We start from the raw sequence: 16,717 nt of genomic DNA, 5'->3' as shown, positions 1-16,717 counted from the left end.
CGGACCCATTTTCAACGTGCAACACGCTGCACGTCGCCGTAAACACCATTCCACGCCCCGCTGACCAGCGCGCGGCCCAATACGCGGTCGGGGTTCGTCGGCGGCGGCATGATCACCCGATCAAGACGTTCAAAACCGTAGCGCCCGTAATAGGGTGCATCGCCAACCAGCATCACCCGTTGCCACCCTAGCGGCGCGGCCAGATCGAGGGCGCTCTGGATCAGCAGGGCGCCGAGCCCCTCGCCCTGCCGCGTCGGATGTACCGCCACCGGCCCCAGCAAAAGCGCATCGTGCGCCCCATCGCCGATCCGCACCGGCCAGAACCGGATCGCCCCCGCCATGATCGCCTCCAGATCTCGCGCGACAAGGCTGAGCCCCGCAACGGGCGGCACCCCCTCGCGCAGACGGTAGGACGACAGCGCGGTGCGCCCCGGCGCAAAACAGGTGTCATACAGCGCCTCGACCTCCCATTGATCGTCGGCTGTTTCGGGCGCGAGGGTGTACAAGGTGGCGATGCTCCGGTCTATGCTGGAACGGGGCGTACCATAGCGCCAGCGCAGACTTCAATCACAACGGAGATTCCATAGATGTTCTATCGTCCTGCCGACGGCCACGGCCTGCCGCACAACCCCTTCAACGCCATCGTGACACCCCGCCCCATTGGCTGGATCTCGACCCGCGACGCGCAGGGTCGTGACAACATCGCGCCCTATTCCTTCTTCAACGGAGTGGCCTATACGCCGCCGCAGGTGATGTTCGCCTCGACCGGGGTGAAGGACGACGTGGACGGCACCAAGGATAGCATGGTCAATATCCGCGAGACCGGCGTGTTCTGCGTCAACATCGTGGAATACGCCGCACGCGACGCGATGAACGCCTCGTCCGCGACGCTGCCCCACGGCACCGACGAATTCGCCGCCGCCGGGATCGCGAAAGCGCAGTGCGACCAGATCGATTGCCCCCGTGTCGCCGACGCGCCGGCATCGCTCGAATGTCGTATGACACAGATCGTGCAGATCAAGGGCGCGGCGAATTTCGTCTGCTTCGGCGAGGTCATTGGCGTTCACCTGCGCGACGATTGCATCCGCGAGGGCCGTTTCGATCTCAAGGCCTTCGAGCCGCTGAGCCGTCTGGGATACCGCGATTATACCCGCGTCACCGAAATATTCGAAATCATCCGCCCCGACGATTGAGGATCCGCGTCCCGTATCAATGTTTGACGATCGCCTCGGTCCGCCAGCGTGGCAAACGGATCAGGGCGGTTGTCGTATCCTGACCGGCGTGCACCTCGAACTCGCCACCGTGCAACTCCACCAGCTTGCGGGTAAGCGGCAGGCCCAGTCCCAGACCACCGTCGGTGCTGCGCTGTGCGAGGCTGCCGCCGACGATGAAAGGCTTGTAGAGCTCGGCAAGGTCTATGTGATCCTCCAGCCGTCCGTTGTCGCGGACCGTGATTTCCACATTGCCGTGCGCATCGTGACGCGCTGCCGTCTGGATCGCATCACCGCCGTGAGCGATTGCGTTGAGCAGAAGTGCGGTCATGCAAATCCGGATATGTTCGGCGTCCGCCAGCACCGGAACAACGACATCACATTCGGGTGGTGCGAAATCCTTTCCATGCTGAGCCACGGAATGCACGTTGTGTTCATGCAATTCGCGGACCATGGCAGCCAGATCAACGGGCGCCTCGTTCAGGAACACTTCTCCGGTGGTCACATTGCTGAAGTGCAGGATCGTGTTGATCAGCTTCGACAGGTGCTCCGTTGCGCGATGGGCGCTGCCCGCCAGCTTTTGATCCAAAGGATCCGCAAGCCGCGCCTCCAACAGACGCAGCGCACCTTGCATGACCGTCAGCGGCGTGCGCAGTTCATGCCCCACCAGCGTAAGGAAATTCGTGTGCGCAACCGTCGCCACATCGGCGGCGGGCTGTGCGGGCGCTCGCTCAAGCGCCGCCACGACGGACTGTCCCAGATCCTCGAGAATGCGTATCTCTTTTTGCGTCGGTGCTGAATGTGGCTTCACGTCAAGCACACAAAGGCTGCCGAACCGGAAGCCTGAGGAAAGCACCAGAGGCACGCCCGCATAAAACCGCGCCTGCGGTCCGCCCTCGACAACCATCGGATGGTCGCAGAACTTTGGGTGAAGGCTCAGATCGGGGATGATCATCGGTTGTTCCGACATGATCGTATGCGTGCAGAAAGAGCTGTCCTTGGGCATTTCGGGCAGATCAATCCCGACGACCGATTTGTACCATTGGCTGCTTTCCTCGACCACACTGATATGGGCTATGGGGCAATCAAAGACGGTTGCAACCGCGCGGCAGATGGCGTCGAACACCGGCTCATTTTCAGGCGTCAGACCCGGCACGGCGCGCACGGCGCCCACGCGGGCCTCTTCGTTGAAGGGGATGGGATATGTTCTCATGGATCGGGCCTTGTTCAGATCATCTGCATCGCGCATTTGATCGTTCTGACCGACCAAACGCACATTGATTGGACCACATTGCGGCACAATTCTGTCGATCAGATCCAAATTGTATCAAACACGTGCATAATTTTCCGGAACACCCACATCCGAGGCCGGCCAAGCCTCGCCAGCGGCGATACTTAGTGGCCGCCCCCCAGGACCCCCGTGCGCACCTGATAGTTCACCGCAAGCTGGTATTCCGGATCATCGTCACTATCGACCATGAGGTGCCCTGCCTTCGTCAGCAAGGCGTGGCAATCGCGGCTGAGATGGCGCAACTGCAACCGCTTGCCCGCCGCCTCGTATTTCCCAGCCATCGTTTCGATGGCTTGCAGTGCGGACTGGTCCACCACACGGCTATCGGCGAAATCCACGATGACCTCAGCGGGGTCGCCCTGTACATTGAACAGCTCCGCAAATCCCTCGGACGAACCGAAGAACAGGGGCCCCTGCACCTGATAGACTTTCGCCCCTTCAGGCGAGATGTAGGTTTTCGCATGGATACGGCGCGCATTGTTCCACGCATAGGCCAGCGCGCTGACGATTACGCCGACGACCACGGCGACAGCCAGATCTTCGTAGACCGTGACAACCGTGACCAGCAAGATCACGAAAGCGTCCATCAGGGGGACTTTGCGAAGGATCGTCAGCGAGTTCCACGCGAATGTACCGATGACAACCATGAACATCACACCCACCAATGCTGCCAGCGGAATGAGTTCGATCACCGGCGAGCCGATCAGAATGAACAGCAGCAAGAAAACCGCAGCCGCGATCCCCGCAACACGCGTGCGCCCGCCCGATTTCACGTTGATCATGGACTGACCGATCATCGCGCAGCCACCCATGCCGCCGAAAAATCCGGTGACGGTGTTGGCGACACCCTGCGCCACACATTCCTGGCTGGCACCGCCCCGCTGGTTTGTCATGTCACCGACCAGATTGAGCGTAAGAAGGCTTTCGATCAGGCCGATCGCCGCAAGGATCACGGCGTAGGGCAGAATAATGTAAAATGTCTCGAGCGTCAGCGGCGCAAGTGCTGTACCATACAGGCCTTCGCCCGTCCCGAAGGGATTGTGAAAGCTGGGGAAACCGCCCTTGATGGAGGCCAGATCACCGACGCGCGGCACCTCCATTCCCGTGAAGATGACTACCGCCGCCACGATCCCGATACCGGCAAGCGGCGCCGGCACCAGTTTGGTGATGCGCGGCGTCACCCAGATGATTGCCATCGTCGCAGCGACCAGGGCCAGCATCAACAACAGCGGCGTGCCCGAAAGCCATTCGCCCCCGCCCATCCCGTGCCCGGTATCGACCATGGTGCCCGGCACCTTGAACTGGCTCATCTGAGCCAGGAAAATCACGATCGCCAGCCCATTCACAAAGCCCAGCATCACGGGATGCGGCACCAGACGCATGAACCGGCCCCACTTCATGACCCCCGCGAAAATTTGCAGCAGTCCCATAAGAACAACAGTCGCGAACAGGTATTCGACGCCGTGCTGCGCCACCAGCGCCACCATGACCACCGCCAAAGCGCCCGTGGCCCCCGAAATCATGCCGGGACGGCCCCCGATCAGCGCCGTGATCAGCCCGACGATAAATGCCGCGTACAGACCGACAAGCGGGTGCACACCCGCAACGAAGGCGAAAGCCACCGCTTCGGGCACCAGCGCCAGCGCCACCGTCAGCCCCGACAAAAGCTCGATCCGCAAACGGCCCCCGCTGAACCCTTCGCCGCCGTGCCAGCGCAGATCGGTCATCTCGAGGTTCTTGGGCGATAGGTTCTCGGTGAAGCTGCGAAAGATGCTGCGCGCCATGATCTCTCCTGCGAGGATGTGGGGGGTAAAGTATGTCGCTGCACCTAGAGCATAGGGCGCGAAAAGGAAAGACGCCCCGACAGGTGGGGATCAGCCCAACGCACTCCCGCCGCCGCAAAGCGGGTTTAGGGGCTTTTCACTTCATACAAGCCAAGGCAGACTGGCTCCTCAAGCAGTAAGAGAGGCTTTCATGACATCCACAAAAATCGCCGTGATCGGCGGCTCCGGCATTTACGACATCGAGGGGATGCAGGAGGCGCAGTGGACCACGGTGCAGACCCCATGGGGTGCGCCCTCGGATGCGATCCTGACCGGGCGTCTCGACGGTGTGGAAATGGCGTTTCTGCCGCGCCACGGACGCGGCCATGTGCACACACCCTCGTCGGTGCCCTACCGCGCCAACATCGACGCGCTCAAGCGGATCGGCTGCACCGACGTGATCTCCGTTTCCGCCGTCGGATCGTTCCGCGAAGAAATGGCGCCGGGGGATTTCGTCATCGTCGACCAATTCATCGACCGGACCTTTGCCCGCGAGAAATCGTTCTTCGGCCCCGGCTGCGTGGCGCATGTGAGCGTCGCACATCCCACCTGCCCGCGCCTCTCGGACGCCTGCGAGACGGCGGCTAAGGCTTCCGGCATTAAAACCCACCGCGGCGGCACCTATCTGGCGATGGAGGGGCCGCAATTCTCCACGCTTGCGGAATCGAAGATGTACCGCGCGAACTGGGGCGCGGATGTGATCGGCATGACCAACATGCCCGAAGCCAAACTCGCCCGCGAGGCAGAGCTTTGCTATGCTTCCGTCGCAATGGTAACCGACTATGACAGCTGGCACCCCGATCATGGCGAGGTCGATGTGACCCGGATCATCGAGACGTTGACGCGCAACGCGGACAAGGGGCGCGATCTGGTCCGCCGTCTGCCCGGTCTTCTGGGCGCCGATCGCGCCGCCTGCCCGCATGGTTGTGACCGGGCGCTGGAATACGCGATCCTGACACAACCCGACGCCCGTGATCCGGACATGATGGCAAAGCTCGACGCCATTGCAGGTCGAATGCTGTAGCACCGCACTGGACCCGCTTGGCGCGCGGCGAGTGCCGAGCATCGCAACCGCCGCACCGTCGCAAGACCGTTTCTGCGCTGCGAACAGGGGCACGGGCCACTGCTGGCACCGTCTCGCGCAGCGCAGCCTGTCTACGTGGGAGACGAACCGCGCCGGCGATGCCGGTGATCACGGATATCCGCAGTCCATACCACGCAAGCCGCTCGTTTCTCCTGCCGGATGCCTACAACAGCTTGAAAACCCCCGGCGCGCAGGACAGGGTGGCGCTGCGGCGACAATACCCGCCGCGCTGAACGGGGACGTTTCCATGTCATTCGATCTTTGGCTTGCCTTCGCGGCCGCCTCCACTGCGCTTTTGCTCATCCCCGGTCCGACCGTCCTGTTGGTGCTCAGCTACGCGCTCTCCAAGGGGCGCAGCGTCGCCGTCGCTTCGGCCGCGGGCGTGGCGTTGGGTGATCTTATTGCGATGACGGCATCGCTGTTGGGGCTCGGCGCACTGGTGCTGGCGTCCGCCACGCTGTTCACCGCGCTTAAATGGATCGGCGCTGTGTATCTGATCTGGCTCGGGGTCAAGCTGATCCGGTCGGCTCCGACAGCCGGGCTGGACGTGCCGGACGCCGATGATGTCACTTCGGGCCGCGTGTTCAGCCACGCCGCCGCCGTGACCGCGCTGAACCCCAAATCAATCGCCTTCTTCATCGCCTTCGTGCCACAGTTTATCTCGTCCGACGCCCCCCTCGGACCGCAGTTCGCAATCCTGATCGCGACGTTCGTGGGGCTTGCGGCGCTTAACGCGCTGGCTTATGCGCTGGCAGCCGACCGTTTGCGCCGCGTCATCGCGCGGCCCTCCCTCATCGTCTGGATCACCCGTGCGGGGGGCTCCGCGCTTGTTGCCATGGGCGTTCTGACAGCAACCCTACGCAGGAGCACTTCGTGAAATCCGTTCAAGACTACATCCGCACCATCCCGGACTTCCCGCACGCCGGGATCATGTTTCGCGACGTGACCACGCTTTTCGCGGACGCGCGCGGATTTCGAATGGCGATCGACCAGATGCTGCACCCCTACGCCGGAATCAAGATCGACAAGGTGGTGGGGCTTGAAGCGCGCGGATTCATCATGGGCGGTGCCATCGCGCACCAACTCAGCATCGGCTTCGTGCCGATCCGCAAGATGGGCAAGCTGCCGGGCAAAACGATCAGTCAGAAATACCAGTTGGAATACGGCGAGGCGACGATGGAGATCCACGACGACGCCGTGACGGCGGGCGAGCGTGTTCTTGTTGTCGACGATCTGCTGGCCACCGGCGGCACCGCCGAGGCCGGAATCAAGCTGCTCGAAAAGCTGGGTGCCGAGATCGTATCCACCAGCTTTATCATCGACCTGCCGGAGCTGGGCGGCCGAAAGCGGCTTGAGGCGATGGGCATAGACGTTCAGACGCTATGCAGCTTCGAGGGAACGTAGCACCGACCTATAACCGGCGCAGCACGGCCCCCGGGTTCATGATGCCAAGCGGATCGAGGCCTGCCTTGATCGCCCGAATCGCGGAGAGTTTCGCCGGATCGGTGTAGTGTTCAAGGTCCGCCACCTTGAGCCGCCCGATGCCGTGCTCCGCCGAGATCGAGCCGCCCATTTCATCCACCAGATCGTGCACACACCGCTTTATCGCATCGCGCTGGTTCTCGTGGTCGGCGCGGGTCCGCCCCGGCTGCGGGAACACGTTGTAGTGCAGATTACCGTCGCCGACGTGTCCGAAACAGTTGATACGAAATGCGCCGATCCTGGCCAGCCGTTCTCCGGCTTGGGTGATGAAGCCGGCGATCGCGCCCAGCGGCACGGAAATATCGTGGCTCGATACCGATCCGATGCGCCGGTTGGCCTCGGGGATGCTCTCGCGGATGGACCAGAAATCCTTGGCCTGCTGCTCTGATTGCGCGATCAGGCCGTCGCTTACCAATCCCGCCTCCGCCGCGTCTGCGAAAAGCGCCTCCAGCCCGGCTTGCGGGTCGATGTTTGCGGCGAGGCCAAGCTCTATCAGGACCGACCATTCCGGCGGCGCGGCAAAGGGCTGGCGCACTTCGGGCATGGTTTCGGACAGGAAATCAAACCCCTGACGATGGATCAGTTCGAACGCGCTGATCATCTCGCCGAAACTGCCGCGCACGCGGCTCAGCAGCTTGAGCGCTGCCTGCGGGCTTTCAACGACCAACAGCGCGGTGCCGGTCTGCGCGGGACGCGCGAACAGCTTGAGCGCCGCCGCCGTGATTACACCAAGCGTCCCTTCGGCCCCGATCAGAAGATGGCGCAGATCATAGCCTGTATTGTTTTTGCGCAGGCGCGTCAGCCCGTTCCAGATCTGCCCGTCCGGCAGCACCGCCTCAAGCCCAAGGCACAGATCGCGGGCGTTGCCATAACGCAAGACGCCGGTGCCGCCCGCATTCGTGGCCAGATTGCCACCGATCCGCGCCGATCCCTGTGCCGCAAGGCTCAGCGGGAACAGCCGGTCCGCATCCGCCGCCGCCTGTTGCACGTCGGCCAGAATGGCACCCGCCTCGGCGATCATCACGTTCTCGTCCGCAAACACTTCACGGATCGCGGTCATCCGCTCCAGCGACAGGATCAGCGGCGCAGGCCCGTCGGAGGCCACCTGCCCGCCCACCAGTCCGGTGCCACCGCCGTAGGGTACGACGCCGACGCGCGCTTGCGCGGCATGTCGGATCAGGGTCGCGACCTCCTGTGTCGTGCGGGGCTTGGCCAGTATCGCCGTTTGCCCGGCATAGCGGCCGCGCGGCTCTTCGAGATAGCGCGCCGATGTGGTGTCGAGCGTGCCAGCAGGCAGCGCAGCCCGGAGAGACTGCGCAAAGGTATCGTCGGCGGGGGCAAGGGGAGGTGTCCGTGTCATGCCCCATGATTTAACGCGGCTTGTCGGGATGCAAGAGTCAATTGTCGCGCAGATACTGCGGTCGAAGCACCATGATCGTCGGCTGGGACGGAAGCGCGTCTCGGCGCACGTTCAACTGCGGTCCCTCGACCCGAACAACGGTGAAGTCATCGGACATGCCTTCGAGAAATTCTTCCAGCGCGAAGCCCGAAAACCAGTGCATCGGGATCACGATACGCGAGCGCAACCGCTTGAGCACCGCGATCATCGTCGCGTGATCGAGGGTATAGCCACCATCCACCGGTGCCATGACCACATCGAGCCGCCCGATCGCCGCGAACTGCTCGTCGTTCGGGGCATGGTGCAAATGACCCAGATGCCCGATGCACAGTCCCGCGATCTCGAACACGAAGATAGAATTGCCGTTCTCCTCGACGCCGGTGAAGTCGGACCGGATGTCGGTCGAGACATTACGCACCAGCACCTCACCCAGATCGAGACGGTGGGTCACCCCCTCGCCATGTGGCCCCCAGCCTGGCAACGCATGCGTGATCGCCGGATCGGGAAACGGCGTCCAATGTGTGTCGTGGGCGTGGTTCATCGTCACCACGTCCGGAATCATCTGCGTGTTTCCGATAAAGCCCGTGAAGTCCGTTACAATGTTCATCCCGCCGTGGCTGCGCAGCAAAAAACTGGCGTGCCCGATGTAATGCAAATCGACGGTTTCCTGCGGCACATCGCGCAGGCTTGCCCGATGCACAAAATGCAAACCCCGTGTGGCGTCCGCCAAAGCGTGGCAATGGCTGGGCGTGCGCGCTGTCGTCTGCTGCGCATGAAGGGGAGCCGTCAGAGCGGAAAGGACGGTCAGAGCTGCGATCAGGCGAGTCATCATGGTACCTATGCTAGCACCGGTCGGCAGGATTCCAAAACAACCCGTTGCCGCAGGGTCAGGCTATGTCGGTTTTTCCCCGTCTGTCGCCGCGCAATCGTGCATATAGCACATGAGTGCGCCAGCGCCCGTCGATTTGCAGGTAGCTTTGGGCGACGCCTTCGTATTTGAAACCGGTCCGCTCCAGCAGCCCGCGCGACGGTTTGTTCTCCGGCAGGCAGGCGGCTTCGATCCGGCTCAGATCCAGATGCTGGAACGCGTAGTGTACCACCGTGTCTATCGCCTCGCGCATGTATCCCTGACGCGCGAAGCTCTCACCGGTCCAATAGCCAAGCGTGCCCGCAAGCGCCGGACCGCGCCGGATGTTGTCGAGGGTAATTGCACCCAGCAGCACCTGATCGGACCGGCGGATCAAAAACAGCGGCAGCGCGGTGCCCCCACTGATCGACCGGCTGGCCCAGTAGACGCGGTTCGAGAATGCCTTGCGCGACAGATGGTCGTCAGACCATGCAGGCTCCCACGGTGTCAGGTAGGCGCGGCTGCCCGCGCGCAACGCGACCCAGGGCCGGAAATCACTGTGCACCGGCGGGCGCAGGGTCATCCGCTCGGTCTCGAGCGCGAGCTTGCGCCGCAACAGCATCATCAGGCAGCGCGACGCGCCTGAAGCGCCGACAGATCGGGCGCCCCGTCAACCGGCCCGTAAAGCGCCAGCGCCGCCGGTGCTGTCGCGGCCATACCTTCTGCGAAATCGCGCACGTCGCCCGTGGTCACGGCGTCGATCTGCGCGATGGTTTCCTCAAGAGGCGGGATACGGTCCCAGATCTGGAGCAGGCGCGCCAGCCGCTCGGCCCGGTTCGAAGGACTTTCCAGACCCATCAAGAGGCCCGCTTTCATCTGCGCGCGCGCTCGCGCCACTTCTGCGGGGCTCATGTCGCTCGCCGCCCGCTTCATTTCGTCGATGGTGATGTTCGAAAGTTCCTCGAGCTGCTCGGAAGAGGTGCCGGCGTAAACGGTCATCATGCCGGTATCGGCATAGGCACCCGCCTGAGCGAAGATGGTATAACACAGGCCGCGGTTCTCGCGGATCTCCTGGAACAGACGGCTCGACATGCCGCCGCCGAGGGCCGATGCGTAGATCTGTGCGACATAGATATCGTCGGCGCGGTAACCGGGGCTTTCGAAACCCAACGCGAAGTGCGCCTGTTCCAGCGTTTTCACCTGACGGTGCTCGCCACCTTTGAAGACCGCCGCCGGTGCCGTGATCACCGGCTTGCGGGCCATGTCGCCAAACAGGTTCTCCGCCATCGCGACCAACGCATCATGATCAACCGCCCCCGCCGCCGACAGGATCATCTGCTCAGGCCCGTAGTGCTGGTCGATGAATTTAGTCAGGTCCTTGCGGCTGAATTTGGCAACCTGATCCGCCGGGCCCAAAATCGTGCGGCCCATCGCCTGCTTGGGATAGGCCTTTTCCTGCAACCAGTCGAAAATAACATCGTCGGGGGTATCGAGGGCCTGACCGATCTCTTGCAGGATCACACCGCGCTCCACCTCGATCTCGGCCTTGTCCATCACCGGATTGCGCAGGATGTCCGCGATCACCTCCAGACCCAGCGGCACGTCGTTTTCCAGAACCCGCACATAATAGGCTGTGACTTCGCGCGAGGTGTAGGCATTGATGTAGCCACCGACATCCTCGATGGCTTCGGCGATCTGCAGCGCGCTGCGGTTCGCGGTCCCCTTGAAGGCCATGTGCTCAAGAAAGTGCGCGATGCCGTTTTGTCTCGGCGTCTCGTGCCGTCCACCTGCTCCGACCCATATCCCGATGGACGCGGAGGCGAGGCCGGGCATATGTTCGGTTACGATGCGAAAGCCGTTGGAGAGGCGGTGGGTTTGCAATGTCACGCGCGGATCAGTCCTTTGATATGTGTTTTGAGCGCCTCGACGTCGTTGGCCACGCGGGTCAACCGTTCGGGCCGGTCGAACAGATCGGCCATGCGGGCCGGCAGCGGCGGGCGGATACCGGTCGCGGCCTCGACGGCATCGGGGAACTTTGCCGGGTGCGCGGTGGCCAGTGTGATCATCGGCGTCGCAGCGTCGCGTCTTTCGTTCGCCACCTTCACGGCGACGGCGGAGTGCGGGCACAACAGCTCACCCGTGCGGGTGACGAAATCGGCGATTGTCTGTGATGTTTCTTCTTCGGAGGCGCGGCCCGAGGAATAGATTTCCGTCAGCGCCTGCATGGCGCCCTGACTCACGTCAAACCCGCCCTGAGCCAGTTCAGTCATCAGTTGCGCGACGGCGTTCCCATCCCGGTCGTAAGCGTCGAACAGCGCGCGTTCGAAGTTGGAAGACACCTGAATATCCATCGACGGGCTGATTGACGGGTGCACGGTACCCTTTCGGTACCCCTGCCCGTTCAGGCACCGGTGCAGAATATCGTTCTGGTTTGTCGCGACCACCAAATCCGCGATGGGCAGGCCCATCCGCTTGGCGATATAGCCCGCAAAGATGTCGCCGAAGTTGCCGGTCGGCACGGTAAAGCTGACCTCGCGCGCCGGGGCACCCAGCGCCACGGCGGAAGTGAAATAATACACGACCTGCGCCAGCACGCGGCCCCAGTTGATCGAGTTGACCCCGGCAAGCTGGACGCCGTCGCGGAACTCGAAATCGTTGAACATATCCTTAAGCCGCGCCTGACAGTCGTCGAAATCCCCGTCGAGTGCCAGCGCGTGCACATTGTCTTCGCCCGGTGTCGTCATCTGGCGGCGCTGCACCTCGGACACGCGCCCGTGCGGATAGAGGATGACGACATCGACATTTTCCAGACCTCGAAACGCCTCGATCGCGGCAGAGCCTGTATCGCCGGAGGTCGCGCCCACGATCGTGACGCGCGCGTTCTTGCGCCCCAGCGCAAGCTGGAACATCTGGCCGATGATCTGCATCGCGAAATCCTTGAACGCGAGCGTGGGACCGTGAAACAGCTCCAGCAGAAAATGGTTGGGCGCAAGCTCGACCAAAGGCGCGCGCGCATCGTGGCCAAAGCCTGCGTAGGCCTTCGCGATCAGATCGCGGAACTCCGAGTCGGTGAACGTATCTCCGACAAACGGGCGCATCACGGTGAACGCGACCTCCTCATAGCTTTGCCCGCTCATCCGCGCGATTTGCTCAGGGGTCAGCGTCGGGATGGTTTCGGGCACGTACAGGCCGCCATCGCGCGCGAGCCCGGTCAGCATGGCCTCTTCAAAGGACAGGGCCGGTGCGGTGCCGCGGGTAGAGATATAGCGCATGAAATCAGCTCTTGGTTTGGGGGGCACGACGGGCGCGCCAGAGAAAGGCGGTAGTCATCGCGGCCCAGATGACCGCAAGCGAAAACCAGGTAATCGCGTATTGCAGGTGGTCGTTCGGAATAGCCGCCGTGTCAACAGGCAGCGGCGTGACCGGGGCATCGTTCACCGACATCTCGCGCGCGACGACAAGCACGGGATCGGTCCCGAGCGCGTCGGCCATTGCGGTCACGTCGCGCGCAAACCAGATGTTTTCCGCAAGGTCCGGCGCGGGCGTAAAGCTGTCGGTTTCCTGTGGCCATTGCAGATTGCCGTACACCGTCACGGGCTGCTGCTGCACCGGAATATCCGTCTGCGCTACCGGGACGAAACCACGGTCTACCAGAACACGACGGTCGCCGGTATCGAGCGCCGAGATGATCCGGTATCCGGCACCGATTTCCTTCTGGCTCACCAGCACCCGCAGGTATGTATCGTTCAACGCCCCGCTTACCCGCACCGGAAGATAGGCATCGGTTTCGGGGTCGGGCGCGTCGGGCAACGCCACAGGCGCGGCTGCGATGCGTGCGTCGATGTCTTCGATCACCGCCAGCTTCCAGTCCAGACGCTGGATCTGCCAGAAACCAAGCCACAACAGCACGGCAGCCCCGCCGACGCCGATGATGATCAAAAAGAGAGAACGGCGCACGAAACACCCCATAGGCGGCGAGAAATGGAAAAACGCGCGGAGCCGGGCCCCGCGCGTCGGTATGTAAACCTATCCGTTACAGGCGCAAGCCCGCGTTCAGGACGGGATACCCCAGATGTAGACTGCGAAGAAAAGGAACAGCCAGACCACATCGACGAAGTGCCAGTACCAAGCCGCCGCCTCGAACCCGACGTGTTGTTCGGATGTGAAGTGGCCGGCCCGTGCGCGCAGCCAGCACACGAACAAAAAGATCGTCCCAATGATGACATGTGCCCCGTGAAAGCCGGTCGCCATGAAGAAATTCGAGAAGAACTTGTCGCCGCCGAATTCCCAGCCCTGATGGAGCAGGTAATTGTATTCATAGGCCTGAAGCCCCGTGAACAGGATGCCCAGCACCACCGCGATGATCAGGCCGTTCTTGAGGTCGGAACGGTTGTTGCCATGCACCAGCGCGTGGTGCGCCCATGTGACGGCGCAGCCGGACAACAGCAGGATCAGCGTGTTGATCAGCGGCAGGTGGAAGGCGTCGACCTGGTAGATCTCCGGCGGAATGTATTCCGAACCGATGTATTCGTTCATCGGATAAATCGCGTGCTTGAAAAAGCTCCAGAACCACGCGGCGAAGAACATCACTTCGGACATGATGAATAGGATGAAGCCATAGCGCAGACCGATCTGGACCACCTTGGTATGATCGCCGATCTTGCTTTCATCGACGACTTCGGACCACCAGGCGAACATGCAATACACTGTGCCGGCAAAACCGATCAGGAACACAAACGGCGTAACCGAATGCATCCACAGAACGCCACCCGTCAACATGGTGAAGGCGAAGAGCGCGCTCAGCAAAGGCCAGATGGACGGGGAGAGAATATGATAGTCGTGATTTTTTGCGTGGGCCATGGCTAGCGTCCCTATTACCTTTTATTGTTAGTTCAGGTCTGTTTTTTGATCCGTATCGAGGGCGGCATAGCCTTCGGGCAGATCGATTTCGTAGAAAGTATAAGACAACGTGATCGTATGTATATACTTTCCCTCGCGGTCCGTGACAATCTCGGGGTCGATGTAGAAACTGACCGGCATCTCAACACGCTCGCCCGGTGCGAGTACCTGCTCGGTAAAGCAAAAACATTCGATTTTTTCGAAGAATGCGCCGGCTTGATAAGGCGTGACATTGTACGATGCCTGCCCCGCAATCGGTTTGTCCGTCGGATTATAGGCCTCGTAGAAGGCCAAACCGGTCTCACCGATCCGTACCTCCATCTCACGCACGACGGGTTTGAACTCCCACGCCATGCCGTTATTGAGCGATCCGTCGAAACGCACCTTGATCGTCTCTTCGAGAACCTCGTCGGACGCCACCGCGGATACGCCGGGCACACCGCCAAAGCCGGTGACGCGGCAGAACCAGTCGTAGAACGGCACCGAAGCCCAGGCGAGACCGCCCATCAGCACGACGACACCGACAGTCTGCACGACAGTTTTCTGTGGTCCGGACATCGCCATCAGTCAGTGCCTCCGCCGCCCGTCTGCGCGCCCACGCCCTGCGAGGCGGGGATGCGGAAATCGGTCGATGTGATCTTGGTGAACGTCAGCACCATCACCAGCAGAACAAAGGCACCGAGCATCAGGCCAACACCGATGTTGAGCCCTTTGCGACGGGTATGAATTTCGTGTTCGGGTCGTAGAGCCATGTTACCAGCCTCCCAGTCCGAAGGGTTTCAGGCCCGCCTCGATCAGGATCGCACCGAAGTGGGCGAAAAGATACCAGAGCGAAAGACGGAAGAACTTGCGTTCGACAGCGAAGTTGTCAGCCTCCGACAGGTCTTCGTCCCGCTGCCAGATGTCATAGGCACCCTTGAGGAACAGCGCATTAAGCACGAGTGCCGTCGCCAGATAGACCCAGCCACCAATCGCCGTGAATGCGGTACCGACGGCGAGGATCGCCAGCAATACAGTATAACCAAGGATGTGATTGCGCGTCACGCGGCGTCCATGCGTCACGGTCAGCATTGGCACATTCGCGTCGTCGTAATCGTTGCGCATGAACAGCGCCAGCGCCCAGAAGTGTGGCGGCGTCCACATGAAGATAAGCGCGAACATCAGCCACGGCTCAAGCGCGAAGCTGCCTGTCGCGATGGTCCAGCCGATCACAGGCGGAAACGCCCCTGCGGCACCGCCGATGACGATGTTTTGCGGGGTCGAGCGTTTGAGCCACATGGAATAGGGAACCACGTAGAAAAAGATCGTGAAGGCCAGCATAAAGCCCGCCAGCAGATTAGCGGAAAGCGCCAGCATCATCACCGACAGGCCCGACAGCGCCACACCAAAGCTCAGCGCCGCCTGCGGTGTCACCTTTCCCGCTGGGATCGGCCGCTTCGCCGTCCGCTTCATCACCGCGTCGATGTCGGCATCCCACCACATGTTGAGCGCGCCGGATGCACCGGCGCCGATGGCAAGAAACAGGATCGACGCGAAGCCGATCACCGGATTGACCGCCACGGGTGCTGCAAGCATGCCGACGAGCGCGGTAAACACCACAAGCTGCATCACGCGCGGTTTGAGAAGCGCGTAGTAGTCGCCCAACTGCGCTTCGTTCTCGAAACTATGCGTGTCTGTCATATCGGTCATGGATCATCCGTGGTCCGTCGTGTTGGAAAAACCGCCGCGCAGGGTCATACGCGGCGGAACCTTCAGGCAGGCGGCACCGAAGCGCCACCCGTAACTCAATCGGCGGACGCAACATTTACCGGCTGCGGTATACCTGCGTATTCCTCGCGCGCAGCACCCAGCCATTCCTGGTACGCCTCTTCCGAGACGACCTTGACCGTGATGGGCATATACGCATGCGCCTGTCCGCACAGCTCGGAGCATTGGCCGAAATAGACGCCTTCCTGCTCGGCCGTGAACCACAACTCCGCCAGACGACCGGGCACTGCGTCCTGCTTGACGCCGAAGGCCGGCACTGTCCAGGAGTGGATCACGTCAGAACCGGTCACCTGAATAACGACTGTCTTGTTCACCGGAATGACGACAGCGGTATCGGTTGCCAACAGCCATTCATCCTCGGAATATCCCGCCTCTTGAAGCTGCTCGATAACTTCGGGCGTCTTCATGTTCTCGCCACCCAGCGCCGGTGCGCCGATCATGTAGCTGTCGAACCCGAAATCGTCGTCGACGTATTCATAGGACCAGTACCACTGGTTGCCGATGGCCTTGATCGTCAGGTCCGCTGTCGGGATCTCCTGCTGCCGGAACAGGATCGGCAGCGACCAGGCACCGATGCCCACCAGGATCAGGATCGGCACCACGGTCCACGCAATCTCGACCGGGGTATGGTGTGTAAAGGACGCAGGCGTCGGGTTCCGCTTGCTGTTGTAGCGGATCATCACCCAGATCAGCAGGGCGACGACGAGTACGGTGATCGCCGTGATGATCACCAGAATCATGCCGTCCAGCCATTGAAGATCCGCTGCCAGCTCTGTCACGGCGGGCTGGAAGCCCATGCTGCCGTTATCGGGCTTGCCGATGATCTCAAGACCTTGAGGATCAACGCTTTGCGCCCAAGCAGGCAGGCTGGTAAAGCCAGCCAAGAGGCCAGCAAGTGTAAGGTGCTTTGTCAT

Annotated in this window: 18 protein-coding genes; 4 read left to right on the top strand and 14 right to left on the bottom strand. The window is 61.8% G+C overall.

Translation table 11 applies throughout. From position 1 onward, the window contains the following. Positions 1–11: 11 nt before the first annotated feature. Positions 12–506, bottom strand: coding sequence for an N-acetyltransferase (locus Q1A06_RS00250; RefSeq protein WP_299557486.1), 495 nt, complete (start codon positions 504–506; stop codon positions 12–14). Between the two features lie 81 nt (positions 507–587). On the opposite strand from Q1A06_RS00250, the gene Q1A06_RS00245 reads away from it, so the two are divergent. Further along, entirely contained in the window at positions 588–1,193 is a 606-nt protein-coding gene (locus tag Q1A06_RS00245) for a flavin reductase family protein (RefSeq protein ID WP_299557483.1), read from the top strand. Between the two features lie 16 nt (positions 1,194–1,209). On the opposite strand, the gene Q1A06_RS00240 is transcribed toward Q1A06_RS00245, so the two are convergent. Both Q1A06_RS00240 and Q1A06_RS00235 read right to left on the bottom strand, forming a co-directional pair. After that, entirely contained in the window at positions 1,210–2,424 is a 1,215-nt protein-coding gene (locus Q1A06_RS00240; RefSeq protein ID WP_299557480.1) for a GAF domain-containing sensor histidine kinase, read from the bottom strand. Between the two features lie 182 nt (positions 2,425–2,606). Continuing rightward, complete coding sequence (locus tag Q1A06_RS00235) at positions 2,607–4,286, bottom strand: SulP family inorganic anion transporter (RefSeq protein ID WP_299557477.1); 1,680 nt, start codon at positions 4,284–4,286, stop codon at positions 2,607–2,609. A 190-nt stretch (positions 4,287–4,476) separates the two neighbouring features. On the opposite strand from Q1A06_RS00235, the gene Q1A06_RS00230 reads away from it, so the two are divergent. The 3 genes from Q1A06_RS00230 (at position 4,477) to Q1A06_RS00220 (ending at position 6,813) form a co-directional block, all read left to right on the top strand. Next, complete coding sequence (locus Q1A06_RS00230) at positions 4,477–5,349, top strand: S-methyl-5'-thioadenosine phosphorylase (protein ID WP_299557474.1); 873 nt, start codon at positions 4,477–4,479, stop codon at positions 5,347–5,349. A gap of 307 nt (positions 5,350–5,656) precedes the next feature. Further along, positions 5,657–6,286, top strand: a complete 630-nt coding sequence (locus tag Q1A06_RS00225) for a LysE family translocator (RefSeq protein WP_299557471.1) — start codon at positions 5,657–5,659, stop codon at positions 6,284–6,286. Beyond that, entirely contained in the window at positions 6,283–6,813 is a 531-nt protein-coding gene (locus Q1A06_RS00220; protein ID WP_299557469.1) for an adenine phosphoribosyltransferase, read from the top strand. Before Q1A06_RS00225 ends, Q1A06_RS00220 begins: the two co-directional genes overlap by 4 nt. Positions 6,814–6,820: 7 nt before the next feature. Here the strand turns inward: Q1A06_RS00220 and Q1A06_RS00215 are convergent, their stop codons facing one another. The 11 genes from Q1A06_RS00215 to coxB form a co-directional block, all read right to left on the bottom strand. After that, positions 6,821–8,251, bottom strand: coding sequence for an FAD-binding oxidoreductase (locus Q1A06_RS00215; protein ID WP_299557467.1), 1,431 nt, complete (start codon positions 8,249–8,251; stop codon positions 6,821–6,823). 37 nt (positions 8,252–8,288) lie between these two features. Further along, positions 8,289–9,119 (bottom strand): MBL fold metallo-hydrolase, encoded by an 831-nt coding sequence (locus Q1A06_RS00210; RefSeq protein WP_299558833.1) that lies wholly within the window; start codon positions 9,117–9,119, stop codon positions 8,289–8,291. A 58-nt stretch (positions 9,120–9,177) separates the two neighbouring features. Further along, positions 9,178–9,762, bottom strand: coding sequence for a GNAT family protein (locus Q1A06_RS00205; protein WP_299557464.1), 585 nt, complete (start codon positions 9,760–9,762; stop codon positions 9,178–9,180). Continuing rightward, positions 9,762–11,024, bottom strand: coding sequence for a pitrilysin family protein (locus Q1A06_RS00200; RefSeq protein ID WP_299557461.1), 1,263 nt, complete (start codon positions 11,022–11,024; stop codon positions 9,762–9,764). The genes Q1A06_RS00205 and Q1A06_RS00200 overlap by 1 nt, the downstream gene beginning before the upstream one ends. Then, positions 11,021–12,409: a threonine synthase gene (gene thrC / locus Q1A06_RS00195; RefSeq protein ID WP_299557458.1), complete on the bottom strand. Its 1,389-nt coding sequence runs from the start codon at positions 12,407–12,409 to the stop codon at positions 11,021–11,023. The genes Q1A06_RS00200 and thrC overlap by 4 nt, the downstream gene beginning before the upstream one ends. Before the next feature lie 4 nt (positions 12,410–12,413). Continuing rightward, entirely contained in the window at positions 12,414–13,094 is a 681-nt protein-coding gene (locus tag Q1A06_RS00190) for an SURF1 family protein (RefSeq protein WP_299557455.1), read from the bottom strand. A gap of 96 nt (positions 13,095–13,190) precedes the next feature. Beyond that, on the bottom strand, positions 13,191–13,997 hold the full coding sequence (locus Q1A06_RS00185) for a cytochrome c oxidase subunit 3 (protein ID WP_299557452.1): 807 nt from the start codon (positions 13,995–13,997) through the stop codon (positions 13,191–13,193). Positions 13,998–14,024: 27 nt separating this feature from the next. Next, positions 14,025–14,600 carry a cytochrome c oxidase assembly protein gene (locus tag Q1A06_RS00180; protein ID WP_299557449.1) on the bottom strand — a complete coding sequence of 192 codons (576 nt, stop codon included), beginning with the start codon at positions 14,598–14,600 and terminating at the stop codon, positions 14,025–14,027. Beyond that, complete coding sequence (locus Q1A06_RS00175) at positions 14,600–14,788, bottom strand: cytochrome C oxidase assembly protein (protein ID WP_299557446.1); 189 nt, start codon at positions 14,786–14,788, stop codon at positions 14,600–14,602. Before Q1A06_RS00175 ends, Q1A06_RS00180 begins: the two co-directional genes overlap by 1 nt. A gap of 1 nt (position 14,789) precedes the next feature. Next, positions 14,790–15,725 (bottom strand): heme o synthase, encoded by a 936-nt coding sequence (cyoE, locus tag Q1A06_RS00170; protein WP_299557444.1) that lies wholly within the window; start codon positions 15,723–15,725, stop codon positions 14,790–14,792. 95 nt (positions 15,726–15,820) lie between these two features. Beyond that, entirely contained in the window at positions 15,821–16,717 is an 897-nt protein-coding gene (gene coxB / locus Q1A06_RS00165) for a cytochrome c oxidase subunit II (RefSeq protein ID WP_299558832.1), read from the bottom strand.

The sequence above is a fragment of the uncultured Sulfitobacter sp. genome (assembly GCF_947497275.1).
Taxonomy (GTDB): domain Bacteria; phylum Pseudomonadota; class Alphaproteobacteria; order Rhodobacterales; family Rhodobacteraceae; genus Sulfitobacter.
Note: the sequence above shows the minus strand (reverse complement) of the source record. Positions and strands in the feature narration are given on the sequence as shown.